The following is a 14,859-nucleotide window of genomic DNA, read 5'->3' on the forward strand; positions in this document are numbered from 1 at the left end:
AGGAGGTGTGCGGTAGGTTTGCTTAAATTTGGGCAGCGAGTCAACAAGATAAACTGTCTATTTTTTGGATTGATTGGGTAGGCGAGCCTGTCCTCTTCATGTTTTTTAAGTGCTCACTTTTCTATGAGAAGTGAGCTTTGTTTAGTGACCATAAAAAAACAAGGAGAAGGCGATGAAAGCCAATCGCTTGATAAAGTCTCTTGAGACTTGGCGTCGCCCTGTTGTGAGCAGTGTATTAGCGGGACTATGCAGTACCTCGTTTATTGCCGCAGCAAATGCTGCACAAGGCCCTGGATTGGGTAACCTTACCTACGGATCATCAGAGGCGTTTACTCATGTATCGAGTCCACTCGTTGACGATACCACTAATTTTCTTCCCCCCGACTATCCCGGCAGAAAACACTATGGCGTAAACGTCATGACCATGCTCAACGGCTATATGGTTGGCGTCTTTGCCCCTGATAGTGGCGGTGGGCCGGGAGGTTGGATCGCACTGGATGTCTCTAACCCCAAAGCCATGCAACTCGTTAAAACAGTATATGAACCGGATCTTGCCAATCTAAACCGTACTGGTGATGGGTTAAGAACAGCGGAGTTCAGAGAGCCGCACTCGTTTGGCTTGGGGGAGAATAACACCATTGCCATCCAAACGGGAAAGGGGATAGAAATCTGGGATTGGTCTGATGTGACTAATCCTGTGCGCTTGTCGAAATTGGCGATTTCTGGCGTGAACTTCGGTGATTACAACAACGTCTCTTGGCAGCTTTTTTGGCAAGCTCCTTATCTTTATATTGCTCGTGGTAATGCCGGGTTAACCATTGTTGATACCAGCGACATGAGTAACCCAACACTAGTGAAAACGGTGCCGAACTCGGAACTGGGCGGATTCAACATAGGACCACTCTTTGCGCTGGGTAACCGAATGTTCATTTCCAGCATGGAAGGGACGGCAGGTTTTTCCATGCTCAACATAGATGATCCGGTTAACCCAACCTTAGTTAAGACGGTTAATCGCCTACCAGAGAAGTACTATGCTTCATGTTGGGATGGCAAATATGCGTATTTCGGAGCGCGAAGCACCAATGACTATTTGCGTGTCTATGACACGACTACTAACCCGATGACGTTAGTTAATGAAAAACTGACTGGATTCGAAAATCTTTATTGTAACGTTCAAGACAACAAGTTGTTTCTGGGTAACCAAGACGATATTGCGGTATTAGATGTCAGTGATATCAACAATATACGTGAACTTGGGCGCAGCTCATTGAATGCCACAAGCAGCAACACTGACCATGGTCAGGTGTTCCCATTTGGTAACCTAGTTTGGGTTGGAAACGACCATGGTTCTGGCAGTGGTTTGATTGCACATCAAAGTATGCCGGACAATGTTCCTCCTTATATATCCGCCGCTAACCCAGCGATCAACGCGACACTGCAACCTTTATCGACCCGTATTGGTGTGGCGTTATCAGATAGCGTGTTGATGGAATTGGTCAATAGTAGCTCGTTTACTGTCACCAAAATCGGTAGTTCAACCCCTCTTCAAGGGGAGTACAGCACCAACCTCGGATTCATCCACTTTGCTCCCTCCCAAGCACTAGAAGCGGACAGTATTTACGAAGTCGTGCTTGAAGGCATTGAGGACTTTGCTGGTAACCCGATGGCACGCACTGAATATCGCTTTGCTACGGGCTCGCAAGTCGGCCACGATGTGAGCTTGTCAGCCAATGATAAAGTGACGCTAGGCAGCAGTGTTAATGTGTCTGCTTCAACGACGCCGTTGTTAGGTGGCAGCCTTGAGTATTCTTGGAACTTTGGTGATGGCAGTGGTTCGACACCGTTTTCGACCAGCGGAAACGCGAGTTATATCTACAATCAGCCTAATCATTGGTCTGCGGTGGTGACGATTAAAGAAACCACGGCGGATGGTGTGTTTGAAAGCAGTAAGTCGGTACCAATCACAGTATATCGTCAACCAACAACGGTCTCGCCAACGGCATCATCAACCATAGTGGAAGCCAATGGTCAGGTTGTTGTGGTCAATGAAGACAACGATACCGTCAGTGCCATCGAAAGCACAGCTCCGTACGGCAAATTATGGGAAGCTGTGGTGGGCGATCAGCCGAGAACTCTGGCAGTTGCGCCTAATGGCAATTTATGGGTGGTTAATCAGGCGGATGCCAGTGTCACAGTGCTGACAAATGCCGGTCAGTTTGTGGATACGATTGTGCTGCCAAGAGGGTCTCAGCCATATGGCATCGCTTTCTCCCCAGATAGCAGTAACGCGTTTGTGTCACTGCAGGCGAGTGGTAAGTTGCTCAAGATCGACCCAAGCACCAAAGCTATCGTGGCATCAGTGGACGTTGGTTATGGCGCAAGAGGTATTGCGATAGACAGCACATCATCACAGGTTTTGGTCACCCGCTTTATTTCGCCTCAAACTAACGCGGAAGTAGTCGCGGTTGATGCGTCAAGTATGACAATCGACCAGAGTTATCTTATCGCTAAAGATACGACAACAATTGATGGCCCAGATAGAAGTCGAGGCATTGCTAACTATCTTGGTTCTGTTGCGATTTCTCCGGATGGATATAGCGCTTGGTTGCCATCTAACAAGGCAAACGTTGACCGTGGTTCCTATCTGGAAGGCGATGCTTCAAAAAAACTGACTTTCGAAACGACGGTCAGAGCTGTGGTCAACCGACTCGATCTTAACTCGAAAACTGTGATGGACAATGCGCTAGATATTGATGATCGCGCGCAGCCCAAAGCCGCCGTATTTAGTGATATTGGCGACCTGATTTTTATTGCGGTAGAAGGTCAAAATAGCATTGAAATTCGCAATACCTACAACCTAAACAGAGCTGGGGAGATTTTTGATACTGGTTTAGCGCCAAGAGGGCTCGTACTATCAGGCACGACGTTATTTGTTCACAACTTTATGTCAAGAACGGTGTCTGTGCATGACGTCAATGCGTTCTTAACGGATCGAGGTGATATCCCAACCTTGGCACAAGTCTCTGTGGTGGCAAATGAAACACTGCATCCACGAGTGCTACGCGGTAAACAGATCTTCTACAACGCAGCGGATGCGAGAATGACTCAGGATGGCTACATATCTTGTGCCAGCTGCCACGCAGATGGCGATAGTGACCATAGGGTGTGGGACTTTACCGACCGTGGTGAAGGGTTAAGAAACACCATCTCATTATTGGGCAAGACAGGCACAGGCAATGGTCGAGTGCATTGGACCGCGAATTTTGACGAGATACAGGATTTCGAAAACGATATTCGCTACGCCTTCGGCGGTCGTGGGTTTATGGTAGACGCCTTATTTAGCCTGTCAGAAAACCCACTAGGAACATCGAAATCAGGTAAGAGTGAAGACTTAGATAACCTCGCGTTTTACGTCAGTAGCTTAAACAAGTTCCCTAAAAGTCCACACCGAGATGCTTCTGGCGCTTTAACGGCTGAAGCCTTAACGGGCCAAGCGCTATTTACCTCGAAAGGGTGTGACACTTGTCATGCAGGAGTGTACTACACCGATATGCAGAGACACGATGTCGGCACCATTGATGCGTCCTCAGGGCAAGGCATCGGTGCTCCGTTGGCAGGTACGGGCTTTGATACGCCGAGTTTGATAGGTCTTTGGGGTAGCGCGCCATACTTCCATAACGGTCAAGCGGCAACGCTGGATGACGTGTTGCAAATTGGCTCGCAGCATAGCGTGGCGGATAACGCAGAGCGTGCTGCATTAGTGGCATATCTAGAGCAAATTGAATACGAAGGCCCTGAGATTGTGGTGCCTGAACCACCGCAAGCGACCACCTATACCTATCTGAGCGATCTATCGGAAACCAGTGCCACCAATGGGTGGGGACCGATTGAAAAAGACACCAGTGTCGGTGAAAACGCTGCGGGTGATGGTCAAACGATATCCATTGGTGGTAGTGAATTTACCAAAGGACTGGGTGTTCATGCTCATTCAGAAGTGACGTATAGCCTGACTGGTGGCACCTACGATCAGTTTACCGCTTTCATCGGTGTTGATGATGAGACGGGCAGCTCAGGCTCGGTCGTGTTTGAGGTCTGGCTTGATGGCGTGATGGCTTATCAAAGTAGCGTATTACGAGGAAGTGATGTTGCCGAGTACGTGCAGGTGAATATTCCGAGTAGCGCGCAAGAGCTTAAGCTGGTGGTGAGTGATGCGGGTGACGGAGTCGGTAGTGACCACGGCTCTTGGGGTGATGCTAAGCTTCGCACGCCAAGTGAAGGGGGCGGCGCCGCCGTACCTGGGCTGTTTTACGGAACCGTTTCGGGCAATATTAATGAAACCGATGCTAACCCGAAAACGTCAATAACAACCTCATTAAGCGAAACGGAAGATGCTATTGCTGGTAATACTACCGAAGTGTTTACTGGTTATATCTACGATGCTGACGGTCAGATTTCATTCAGTGAAAACAATGATGACAAGACGCGTCTATGGATTGATGGACAACTAGTACTAAGTAGCGATCTCTGGAGCGATCGAGTCTCGACTGGCAACCTAAACTTATCCCCTGGTTGGCATCAGTTTGAGTTGAGGCTGAGTAATGGTAATGGGGGGCAGCGGGCCTCATACTGGATTGGCGTTTGCCTATGACCCAGATGGTGGCAGCAACTGGATTCACCCATCCGATAACGGTTCGGGTAATCTTTTTATGACTGAGGATCCAGGAAGTGCGCCAACACAGCCAACGAGTGTTTATCTTAGCGACTTACAGGAAGACAGCTCGACCAATGGCTGGGGCTCTATCGAAAAAGATATGAGTAATGGTGAGCGAGAAGCGCAAGATGGCACCACCATTTCAATAGGCGGGCAAACCTTCGCCAAAGGATTGGGGGTACATGCGAACTCAACGATCACTTATACCATCTCTGCCGGTCAATACAGTCGCTTTACTGCGAGTGTTGGTGTTGATGACGAAGTGGGTAACTCTGGCTCGGTAGTATTCCAAGTAGAACTAGATGGCGTGTTGTACTATCAAAGTGCGACGTTGACCGGTTCAGATAACGCAGAATCCGTTTCTGTTGATATTCCAGTAGACGCTACGATCATCACACTTAAGGCGAATGATGCCGGAAATGGCAATGGTTATGACCACGCGAGTTGGGGGGATGCGAAACTATTGCAAAACTAGCTTGAACAGGGCTTGCTCCGGCAAGCCCTTTTAATATCTGTCACTTAGGCTTTGTACACGGTTGCACTCAATCAGTAAAAGCAATAGGCTATTCAAAGCATATCGAATACCGTATCAAGGATGAATGTAGCTCTATGACAAGCTCTAGTTCGGCAAATACTACTAAAGGTTCAACACTAGACCGAGTACTACAAGTGCTCGCCATCGTGGCTCACAGCCGTGGTCAACTCAATAGAGAGTCTATTGCCGAACAACTGTCTATGCCAATTGCGTCTGCGAACAAACTGATCAACCAGCTTATCGTTTTAGGCCATCTCCAAGAAAATATCATTGGTCGCGTTATCGCGGGGCCGAACCTGCAGTCTTTATCTCATGATATTTTGAAGAACCAACGCTTTTCTGAACAAAGAACATCGGTGTTGCAACGCCTTGCTGACACGATTGGTGAAACGTGCGGAATTTCAGTGCCTAATGGTATCGAAATGATCTACTTTGAGCGTGTGAACTGCAACTGGCCACTGCAAATCAATTTGGCAGAAGGCAGTCCTGTACCAATTGCAGCCTCCGCATCGGGCAAGCTATATCTCTCTAGTTTAGAGCCAGAGATAAGAGAAAATGTTGTTCAGCATATGGGATTAACAGCTCATACGCCCAAGACCATTACTAACGAAAGTCAGTTCTTGGCCGAACTCGAACGCATTGAGGCACAAGGTTTCGGGGAAGACAATGAAGAGTTTGTTGATGGAATGGTCGCGGTTTCTGTGCCGATTGGCTCAGACGCCCTAAACTTTGGTTACCTGTTTTGCCACTCGCCAAGTTTTCGAATGTCGCTAGAAAGCCTGAAGCAACATATTCCTGCTATGAAGAGCGCTGCACAAGAAATCTTGGATTTTACCCTCACTCAGCGCAATGCCGTAGATGGATAATAGCTGAATAGTAGGTCGTTAGTAGTAAAAGAACAAAATCACGTCGTGAGTTGTGATTTCATGTCCTGATATACCTTTTCTAAGTTCTGCTGCGCAGCACGTAATATGGGCAGGTAATTCTCTAGCTCAGCAACGTCTTTTCGACTCTTCGGACAATGACAAAATAACGCTGCCATGAAATTGTTGTCTTGGTCATACAGCGGCAGCGCAATCGCAACCATACCATCGATGAACTCCTCATCATCCACACTAAAGCCGCGTTTTTGAATCAAGCTGAGCTCTTTCTTAAGGGCTTGGATATCGGTGATGGTGTTTTTGGCATATTGAGTCAGCTCAATTTTGTTAAACACGCGTCTCAGTTGAGTAGCTGATAGCGTGCTCAAGTAAAGCTTTCCACTGGCGGATGCCCAAAGTGGAGTAGGAAAGCCCACAGGAATAACGATTTGAAGCGGCCAATTGGTTTGGATTCGATCGTAATACACCATGTGAGGGGATGGTTCTTCGTTCACGAGCGCTAATCCACAGGTTTCTTCAAGCTTGTTGGATAGTCCTTGAAGTATCGCCTGTCGCTGCAACTTGTGTTGGTTTGTCCATCTCACGTCGAGTGCGATAGAGAGCAATTGTGAGCCAGGATAAAAGTGGCCTCGTTCATCGGACTGAACGTAATTGGCCTCCTCAAGTTGCTGTAGCAGTCTATGGCACGTGGGTTTAGGAATGCCAGATTCAAAAATAATATCAGAGGCAGCGATAGGGCTTCCTGCTTCTCCGATCCTCTCAATTACATCAATGAGACGGTCAACTGAGTTTACTTTTTCTGACACCTTAATCTTCCCTTAAAAAGTTTGCCCTTGAATAGTTAAGGACAACAAGACTTTATATTCCCAAACTCTGAGTTGAGTTTCAACCAGCGACGAGCAGGGATGGTGACATTACATTGTGTTTCACCCAAGGTTCTGGGTGACCTTTTGTTGGCGCGGGTAGGCTAAATAGGCACCCGGATTGCGGATAACATTCGATCTCGCTTGGTGACAGTTCGTAAGCTGCAGTCGTTACGTAGAGCGTCTCTAAATTATGTCCGCCAAAGGTACATCGCGTGGCATGTTTGACGGGAAGCTCTATTTCACCAAGCTTAGTTGGATGTCCTATATGCGTTAATGAAGGGGAGTAATAACTGACAACACCACAATCCCAGTGACAGACGTAGAGGTTACCTAAGCTGTCCACCGTTAGGCCATCGGGATACCCTTGAGAATTATCGAACTCAATGAAAACAGATTTGCTGAGTATTTGAGTAAGGGAGTCATCCAACTGGTACTCATACACTTTCCTCTGGAACATATTAGAGCAGTAGGCGCGCTTTAGTTCTTGGTTAATCGCAATGCCATTGGCAACGCTAAAACCTTGATCGAGTTTGACTAAATTCCCTTTACGTAATGCGTATAGTTTTCCATCAGGCAAGTCTAAATCTGCACTGTTCATTGATCCAAACCAGATCTCTCCGTTGGGTGATGCGATGGCGTCATTTAAATGCAGGTGCGCGTGCTCGCTGCACGGGTCGATGATCTTTGAAGTAACCTCAAATTGATGATTTAAAAGAAATAGACCCTGTTTACTTGCACAGATCCACGAGTCGTTCTCACCGGGTACGATGGCGGTGACATCGAATGGGACGGTATAGCAGTGGGTGGTATGTGTAATGGTGCATGTTTGATAAATTTCTCTGCCCGCAGCATCAACCCAAACGATGGATTTGGTTGATTCCGACCAGATAGGCGATTCACCGATACTGGGTTGAGTATGTTCGTAGATAAACATCACTTCACTCTATATTGATACAATAAGAATCAATATAGGTTAATTTTTGTCTCTAGGTTTTGAATATTTGAAAAGTGTGAACTAGGTTAGTCGAAAGATGGAAGTCAAACGGACACCTATAAGGAGAGGTGCCCGCGTCGTCGTGAAAACTAAAGCCTGAGCGTGGTCTGTGAATCGAAAATTGCGCAGTTATTTGCATCAACATTGACCGTGACTATCTTGCTGTTGCACTGATGTCGTCAAATGGCCGTTTTTGAGTTCTGAGCAAGTTTATGATGAGTTCATCAGCTAACAATGCTCAACAGAAACGAGGTACACGACATGAAGAAGCTAATTACTAGTGCGAACGTTTTTAATGGTACTGATGAAAAGCTTATCGAGGATGTATCGGTTCTTATTGAAGACAACCTGATTACTCAAATTGGTAACGTAGACCTATCAATCGTTTACGACACCTTTGTAAGGTGAGTGCTCATGTAAGTAGAGCGCTGTACCTTCTTTTTGAGTCAGCGACTCATCCCATGTTAAGGATGTAACGCACGTCCGCCTCCCAACGTTTTACTAGTGCGAAACAAGTCGTCGCATCGTCCTAACCTGTGATGTGATTCACGTATTCTTGGTTAACCTGCCAGTACTAGGAATTTTTCCTAGTATTCCTAGGACCGCCTCTCAAGCCACTCTCCCGGCCAATTCTTACACTCTTGCTCATAGATTTTCAGCGTTATTAGCGCTGTTCCTCAAACGAATTTACTTTTTGCACCATACCAAGTTCGGCATTGGGCTGCTCTTTGGGTTGTGCTACCCCTTATGTTGAGAGTCTAAGGATTCATCATGTTAAAACTTTTAGAACAAGTGCGTAAGCCGACGTTGGATCTTCCCGTCGAGCAAAGACGCAAAATGTGGTTTAAACCCTTCTTACAGTCCTACTTAGTGGTCTTTATCGGTTACATGACCATGTACCTTATCCGTAAGAACTTCAATATCGCGCAAAACGATATGATTTCGGAGTACGGACTGTCCATGACAGATCTTGGTTTGATTGGTCTTGGCTTCTCCATTACCTACGGCATTGGTAAAACCGTGGTGTCCTACTATGCCGATGGCAAGAACACCAAACAGTTCCTTCCGTTTATGCTGATTCTTTCAGGCCTTGCAATGCTTGGCTTTAGCTTCAGTATGGGGGGCGGTAGCGTTAGTCTGTTCCTCATGATTGCGTTTTATGCACTGAGCGGTTTCTTCCAAAGTACTGGCGGACCTTCTAGTTACTCAACCATTACTAAGTGGACGCCACGTAACAAGCGTGGTTCATACCTTGGCCTTTGGAACATGTCGCACAACGTAGGTGGTGCAGGTGCGGCGGGTGTTGCACTATTCGGTGCTAACTATCTGTTTGATGGTCACGTTATTGGTATGTTTGTGTTCCCATCTATGATTGCTTTAGTGGTTGGTTTCTTTGGTCTTCGTTACGGTAGTGACTCTCCAGAAGCTTACGGTCTAGGTAAAGTAGAAGAGTTATTTGATGAAGCAGTGAGTGAAGAAGACGAAGCCGCTGAAGAAAACCAAATGACCAAGCGTGAAATCTTTGTTGAGTATGTACTTAAAAACAAAGTGATTTGGCTGCTGTGTTTTGCCAACATCTTCCTGTACATCGTGCGTATCGGTATCGACCAATGGTCAACGGTTTATGCCTACCAAGAACTTGGTTTATCCAAAGAAACGGCAATCTCTGGCTTCACTTTATTCGAAGTCGGTGCGTTAGTGGGTACCTTACTTTGGGGTTATCTGTCTGATTTGGCGAATGGTCGCCGTGCTCTGGTTGCGTGTGTGTCATTGGCGCTAATCATCGTGAGCTTGGAGTTCTACCAGCATGCGACAAGCGAGTTCATGTATCTTGCCTCGCTATTTGTCCTAGGTTTCTTGGTCTTTGGTCCTCAACTACTTATCGGTGTAGCGGCAGTAGGTTTCGTTCCTAAGAAAGCCATCAGCGTTGCCGACGGCGTGAAAGGGACGTTTGCTTACCTCATTGGTGACAGCTTCGCGAAGTTAGGTTTAGGTATGATTGCCGATGGTACGCCTATCTTTGGTCTGACAGGATGGAAAGGTACCTTTGCGGCGCTGGATACATCTGCTGCGATTTGTATCGGTCTATTGGTCTTCGTTGCTATCGCAGAAGAGAAGAAAATTCGTAAAGCTAAGAAGCAGTTACAACAAGCTACCGCTTAATATCCCCCTAAAAGCGCTGTCTACGATTTCGCATTTGGTTTGCCTGAGCCATTGGAATCATAGATAGCGCTTTTTTAGAACTAAACACTATTTGCTTAATCGATGCGTCGGCGTTAAGTTACCCCATTTTTCGCCTTTCTCTAGTTGGTATTTCATCATGATCAATGTTGTTTTAGTGGATGACCACATCATCGTACGTTCTGGATTTGCACAATTACTCAATCTAGAGGAAGACATTAATATTGTAGGTGAGTTTAGCTCGGTTGAAGAAGCTAAAAGAGGTCTGCCGGGCAGTCGTGTGCAGGTATGTATTCTGGATATTTCGATGCCGGACGAAAGTGGTCTCGCGTTACTTGAATCGATGCCCAAGGGCATTGCCTGTGTGATGCTTAGTGTGCATGACTCTCCTGCTATGGTGGAAAAGGCATTGGAATTAGGCGCACTGGGTTATTTGACCAAACGCTGCATTCCTGATGAACTTATTCAAGCGGTGCGAACCAGTGCCAACGGTGGTTGCTATCTTACCCCGGATATTGCCATGAAATTGGCTTCTCCAAGACCGTTCCAACAAGCCTTATCTCGACTCACTAAACGTGAATATGAAGTGTCAGAGCTCTTGGCGACGGGACTCGATGTGAAGGCGGTAGCGGCCGAACTTGGATTAAGTCACAAAACCGTTCATGTCCATCGTGCTAATGCACTGGATAAACTTGCTGTCAAAAACAATGTGGAACTTGCCAAGTTGTTTAGGGCAGAAGCGACGTTGTAATGCGAACTTACCTCGTTGCCAGCGCCAGTGCATGGCTGATAACCCTGTGCAGTTGGTTTTGTTTATGGGTGATTTCCTATTACTTCGTTAACGACGCTGAGTTGGCAATTCTGTTTTTCCCGTTCGCCCTTAGGCTTGGGATTACCCTGCATGCCGCTAAAAAATACTGGGGGTGCCGTTTATGCTGCTGAGTGGTGCTTAACCATCTCTCTGGCTATTTTGCTTGCGCAGCCTCAGTGGTCGGCCATTTTGGTTGCTAGTGCGCTAAGTATTCCTGTTGCCTTGGTTGCTGAGCGTTATTATCAAGGTGCTCAGTGGCGACGATTACTTATTCAAGCCGCAGCGATTGTTGCCTGCGCTCTGATTAACATGCTTGCTGTCGGCAGTCATAGTGACTCTCTCAGTTTCGTCGGTTTGGTGAGTATTACGGCGGGGCTTATGCTGGTGCCGAGCTGTTACCTCATTTGGAATTACCTATTTCAAAGTACGTGGCGACCTTTGACATCTAACCTCATTCATCAACCAATCGAATTTCACTATAAGCCCATTTTGCTGTTCATTGCACTGTTTGCGGTGAGCATTTCTCTGCAAGTCGGATTGCCTGACGAGCTCAGGCGCTTTGCTCCGTTTTGTTTGGCAATACCCATCATCTTGCTTGCGTTTCGTTATGGATGGCAGGGTGCTCTGCTAGGCACGCTTCTTAATAGCTGTGCATTAATAGCGGCGCGTAGTGGGGTGTCACAGCTGGAAGTCACGGACCTACTGTTATCAATAAGTGCTCAATCATTAACGGGAATATTGCTGGGAATGGCGGTGCAGAGACAGCGCGATTTAAACCATCAGCTTCGCTCTGAACTTACTCGCAACAAACACTTAGCGAAACAGTTGGTGCAAGCGGAAGAGTCGGTGCGTAAGGACATTGCTCGCGAACTGCATGATGAAATTGGTCAGAATATCACTGCTATTCGAACGCAAGCGAGCATTATTAAGCGCGTCAACAACCCTGAATTGAGCATTGGTTGCGCTGATACCATTGAATCCTTGTCTCTGAATGTCTATGACACCACAAAAGGGTTGCTTACTCGATTAAGACCAAAAACCTTGGATGATTTAGACGTGATCTCTGCCATTCAGCAAATGGTGCGTGAGATGGAGTTTGAACAGCTTGGTATTGAAGTTGAATTTACTGTCGACAATGTTAGCCAGCGAATGCTCTCAGATATGATGGAGGTTACTTTGTTCCGTTTATGCCAAGAAGCGCTGAATAACATTCTCAAATACGCTCAAGCCAAACAGGTGCGAATAGAGCTCGTCATTGATGCGACAATCACGCTGAAGATTGCTGATGATGGCATTGGCTTTCCGCTTCAAGATAGCCAAAAAGGGTTTGGCCTTAAAGGCATGAAAGAGCGTGTTCAAGCGTTAGGTGGCCAGTTTGAGATTCGTAGCGTTGTTGACGGAGATGAAACACTACGTGGCACCGAAATTGATGCACGACTTCCATTGGTGTAGCGGGGTAGTTCATGACAGTTAAAGTAGCAGAACAACAGATGAAACATCAAGATAGCGCTAGCGTCGATACTCGCTATCGGTACTGGCGTTTTCACATCATGCTGGGAATGTATCTCGGCTATGCCGGTTTTTATCTCACCCGAAAAACCTTCAATTACACCGCGCCTGCACTAATTGCCGACCTTGGTTTAGACAAGGGAGATATCGGCATGATGGGGACCATGTTCTATTTGATGTATGGGCTATCAAAGTTTGTCTCAGGTATTATTTCAGACCGTTCCAACCCTCGTTACTTTATGGGTATCGGGCTTATTGCCAGTGGAGTGGTTAATATTGTCTTTGGTTTGTCGAGTTCGCTGTTTGTTCTTGCGAGCTTATGGATTCTTAATGCTTGGTTCCAAGGTTGGGGCTGGCCGTCCTGTTCCAAGCTTTTGACCACCTGGTACTCCAGAACCGAAAGAGGATTTTTCTGGTCGCTTTGGAATACGGCACATAATGTCGGTGGTGCGATGATTCCTTTGCTGGTGGGCTTTCTAACCTTTCATTATAGCTGGCGTGAAGGGTTTATTATTCCGGGCGTAATAAGCGTGCTGATAGGTTTATTTCTCTGTTGGCGACTGCGTGATAAACCCACGTCCATGGGATTGCCTACCGTAGGCCAATGGCGCAATGATAAGTTAGAATTGGCTCAAGAAAACGACGGAGTAGGGCTGAAGCCGAAGCAGATTCTCTGGTCGTATGTTCTCAACAATAAATACATCTGGTTGCTCGCTTTTAGCTATGTGTTGGTTTACATCGTGCGTACGGCGATTAATGACTGGGGTAACTTGTATCTGACTGAGCAGCACCATTACAGTTTAATCAACGCCAATGCATCAGTATCTTTGTTTGAAGTAGGCGGCTTTGTGGGGTCTTTAGTGGCAGGTTGGGGCTCAGACAAGCTATTTGGCGGCAATCGTGGGCCAATGAACCTGATTTTCGCAATGGGGATTTTCCTGTCTGTCGCCGCGCTTTGGTTGATGCCGCTAACCAATTTTGTGTTTCAGTCTGCTGGTTTCTTTGCCATTGGTTTCTTTGTATTTGGGCCGCAGATGCTGATTGGTATGGCGGCGGCTGAGTGTTCACATAAAGACTCAGCAGGTGCGGCTACAGGATTTGTTGGACTGTTCGCCTATATGGGCGCAGCACTTGCTGGTTACCCTCTGGCGATGGTATTAGAGCAGTTCCATTGGACTGGGTTCTTTGTGGTGATATCGGTCTGTTCGGCTGTCATTGGCCTATTGTTGTTACCTTTCTTACAAGCACAATTTAGTCAGCGTTAATACGTTTGTTCTCTTAGTTTTAGATGGATTACTAATCTAAATCTACCTTACTTTCACCTTGCATTGCTCATATTTATACGAATCTCTGTGTAGCTCGAATGAATATTCAAATCGATAAAAGTGAATAGTGTTACTACTCTATTTATCAAAATGGAATATAGTTTGATCAATTTTAATATGTGACCGATATTCCACTCGAACGGTAATACAGCGAATGTATCACAATACGTTGTACGTGCCTGATTTCTGGGCTCTATAGTAGCCGCGAATCAGTTAAATACGACGATAGAAAGGTCTACAATGAAATTAAAAGCCCTACTGTGTTCTTCGCTTGTTGCAATGGCAGCTCTACCTACCTTTGCCGGTGAGACCAAATTGGATGTGCGTTTTGGTCACAACACCACATCTGATATTCGCGACAGCCGTGTGAAGTTTATGCATACTTTCGATACAGGTTTTTACTTTAGTGCTGAAGCGGCGCAGATCCACAATGATGGCTATTTTGCTGGCAATGATTCCAGTGACCCTGATAAGAATGGTTTAAAGGCCGCCGCTCAAGAGTTTGAAGCAACTTACAAATTTGATCTTGGTGAAGATTGGTTTTGGGCGCCAGGCTTAGTGATGGTAACCGCTCCAAACTGGACAGAATACCGCCCTTACTTGAAACTTGGCACTACGTTTGACAACGGTGTGTCTTTAACAGGTCGATACCGCTATAACTGGTCAAACGATGCAAATGGTAAGAACTTTCTTGATGGTTCGGGTACGACACGTGGTGCTTCCAACCAGTATGATCTTTGGATCTCAAAAAACTTTGGCGAAGTGGGCCTGATGTATAACCCACGTTACCGTTATCAAAATGGCGTGGATCAAGGAACTGGGCGAGATGACTACTGGGAGCACACAATCATGGTTAACTACAAGATAAATGAAACTTGGACGCCATACATCGAGTTGGTTTCTGTCGATGAAACTTATGTGGATGAACAAGGTAACCGAGAGAACGATTACGCAGTGCGCCTAGGCTTTGTGATGAATCTGTAGTAACGAAAGAAATGAAAAAGGCGGTCATTGACCGCCTTTTTTTGATCGAAATAACAGCAAGG

10 protein-coding genes and 1 pseudogene are annotated in these 14,859 nt (G+C 46.5%); 9 read left to right on the forward strand and 2 right to left on the reverse strand.

All coding sequences use genetic code 11. The annotated features are described in order from the left end of the window. Positions 1–172 precede the first annotated feature (172 nt). From AC6I8Y_RS06875 to AC6I8Y_RS06885, 3 genes are all read left to right on the forward strand, one after another. Positions 173–4,648, forward strand: a complete 4,476-nt coding sequence (locus tag AC6I8Y_RS06875; protein WP_498021208.1) for an NPCBM/NEW2 domain-containing protein — start codon at positions 173–175, stop codon at positions 4,646–4,648. Continuing rightward, on the forward strand, positions 4,605–5,186 hold the full coding sequence (locus tag AC6I8Y_RS06880; RefSeq protein WP_498021210.1) for an NPCBM/NEW2 domain-containing protein: 582 nt from the start codon (positions 4,605–4,607) through the stop codon (positions 5,184–5,186). The genes AC6I8Y_RS06875 and AC6I8Y_RS06880 overlap by 44 nt, the downstream gene beginning before the upstream one ends. 134 nt (positions 5,187–5,320) lie before the next feature. Then, a complete protein-coding gene (locus AC6I8Y_RS06885; RefSeq protein WP_498021212.1) occupies positions 5,321–6,112 on the forward strand; it encodes an IclR family transcriptional regulator in 792 nt (263 codons plus the stop codon). Positions 6,113–6,150: 38 nt separating this feature from the next. Here AC6I8Y_RS06885 and AC6I8Y_RS06890 read toward each other — a convergent pair whose 3' ends face one another. Both AC6I8Y_RS06890 and AC6I8Y_RS06895 read right to left on the reverse strand, forming a co-directional pair. Then, on the reverse strand, positions 6,151–6,933 hold the full coding sequence (locus AC6I8Y_RS06890) for an IclR family transcriptional regulator (RefSeq protein ID WP_498021213.1): 783 nt from the start codon (positions 6,931–6,933) through the stop codon (positions 6,151–6,153). 79 nt (positions 6,934–7,012) lie between these two features. Then, on the reverse strand, positions 7,013–7,927 hold the full coding sequence (locus AC6I8Y_RS06895) for an SMP-30/gluconolactonase/LRE family protein (RefSeq protein ID WP_498021215.1): 915 nt from the start codon (positions 7,925–7,927) through the stop codon (positions 7,013–7,015). Between the two features lie 321 nt (positions 7,928–8,248). Between AC6I8Y_RS06895 and AC6I8Y_RS06900 the strand changes: the two genes are divergently transcribed. From AC6I8Y_RS06900 to AC6I8Y_RS06925, 6 genes and pseudogenes are all read left to right on the forward strand, one after another. Beyond that, positions 8,249–8,395: a hypothetical protein gene (locus AC6I8Y_RS06900; protein ID WP_498021544.1), complete on the forward strand. Its 147-nt coding sequence runs from the start codon at positions 8,249–8,251 to the stop codon at positions 8,393–8,395. 363 nt (positions 8,396–8,758) lie between these two features. Beyond that, the gene (gene uhpT / locus AC6I8Y_RS06905) at positions 8,759–10,150 is read left to right on the forward strand and encodes a hexose-6-phosphate:phosphate antiporter UhpT (protein ID WP_498021216.1); all 1,392 of its coding nucleotides are present in this window, start codon (positions 8,759–8,761) and stop codon (positions 10,148–10,150) included. A 157-nt stretch (positions 10,151–10,307) separates the two neighbouring features. Continuing rightward, complete coding sequence (gene uhpA, locus AC6I8Y_RS06910) at positions 10,308–10,919, forward strand: response regulator transcription factor UhpA (RefSeq protein WP_498021218.1); 612 nt, start codon at positions 10,308–10,310, stop codon at positions 10,917–10,919. Then, a pseudogene (gene uhpB, locus AC6I8Y_RS06915) lies at positions 10,919–12,431 on the forward strand (signal transduction histidine-protein kinase/phosphatase UhpB). Before uhpA ends, uhpB begins: the two are co-directional and overlap by 1 nt. Positions 12,432–12,442: 11 nt before the next feature. Beyond that, on the forward strand, positions 12,443–13,753 hold the full coding sequence (locus tag AC6I8Y_RS06920; RefSeq protein WP_006069896.1) for an MFS transporter: 1,311 nt from the start codon (positions 12,443–12,445) through the stop codon (positions 13,751–13,753). Between the two features lie 300 nt (positions 13,754–14,053). Beyond that, the gene (locus tag AC6I8Y_RS06925) at positions 14,054–14,797 is read left to right on the forward strand and encodes an oligogalacturonate-specific porin KdgM family protein (RefSeq protein ID WP_498021220.1); all 744 of its coding nucleotides are present in this window, start codon (positions 14,054–14,056) and stop codon (positions 14,795–14,797) included. Positions 14,798–14,859: the final 62 nt, after the last annotated feature.

The sequence above is a fragment of the Vibrio sp. KUL78 genome, assembly GCF_059725505.1.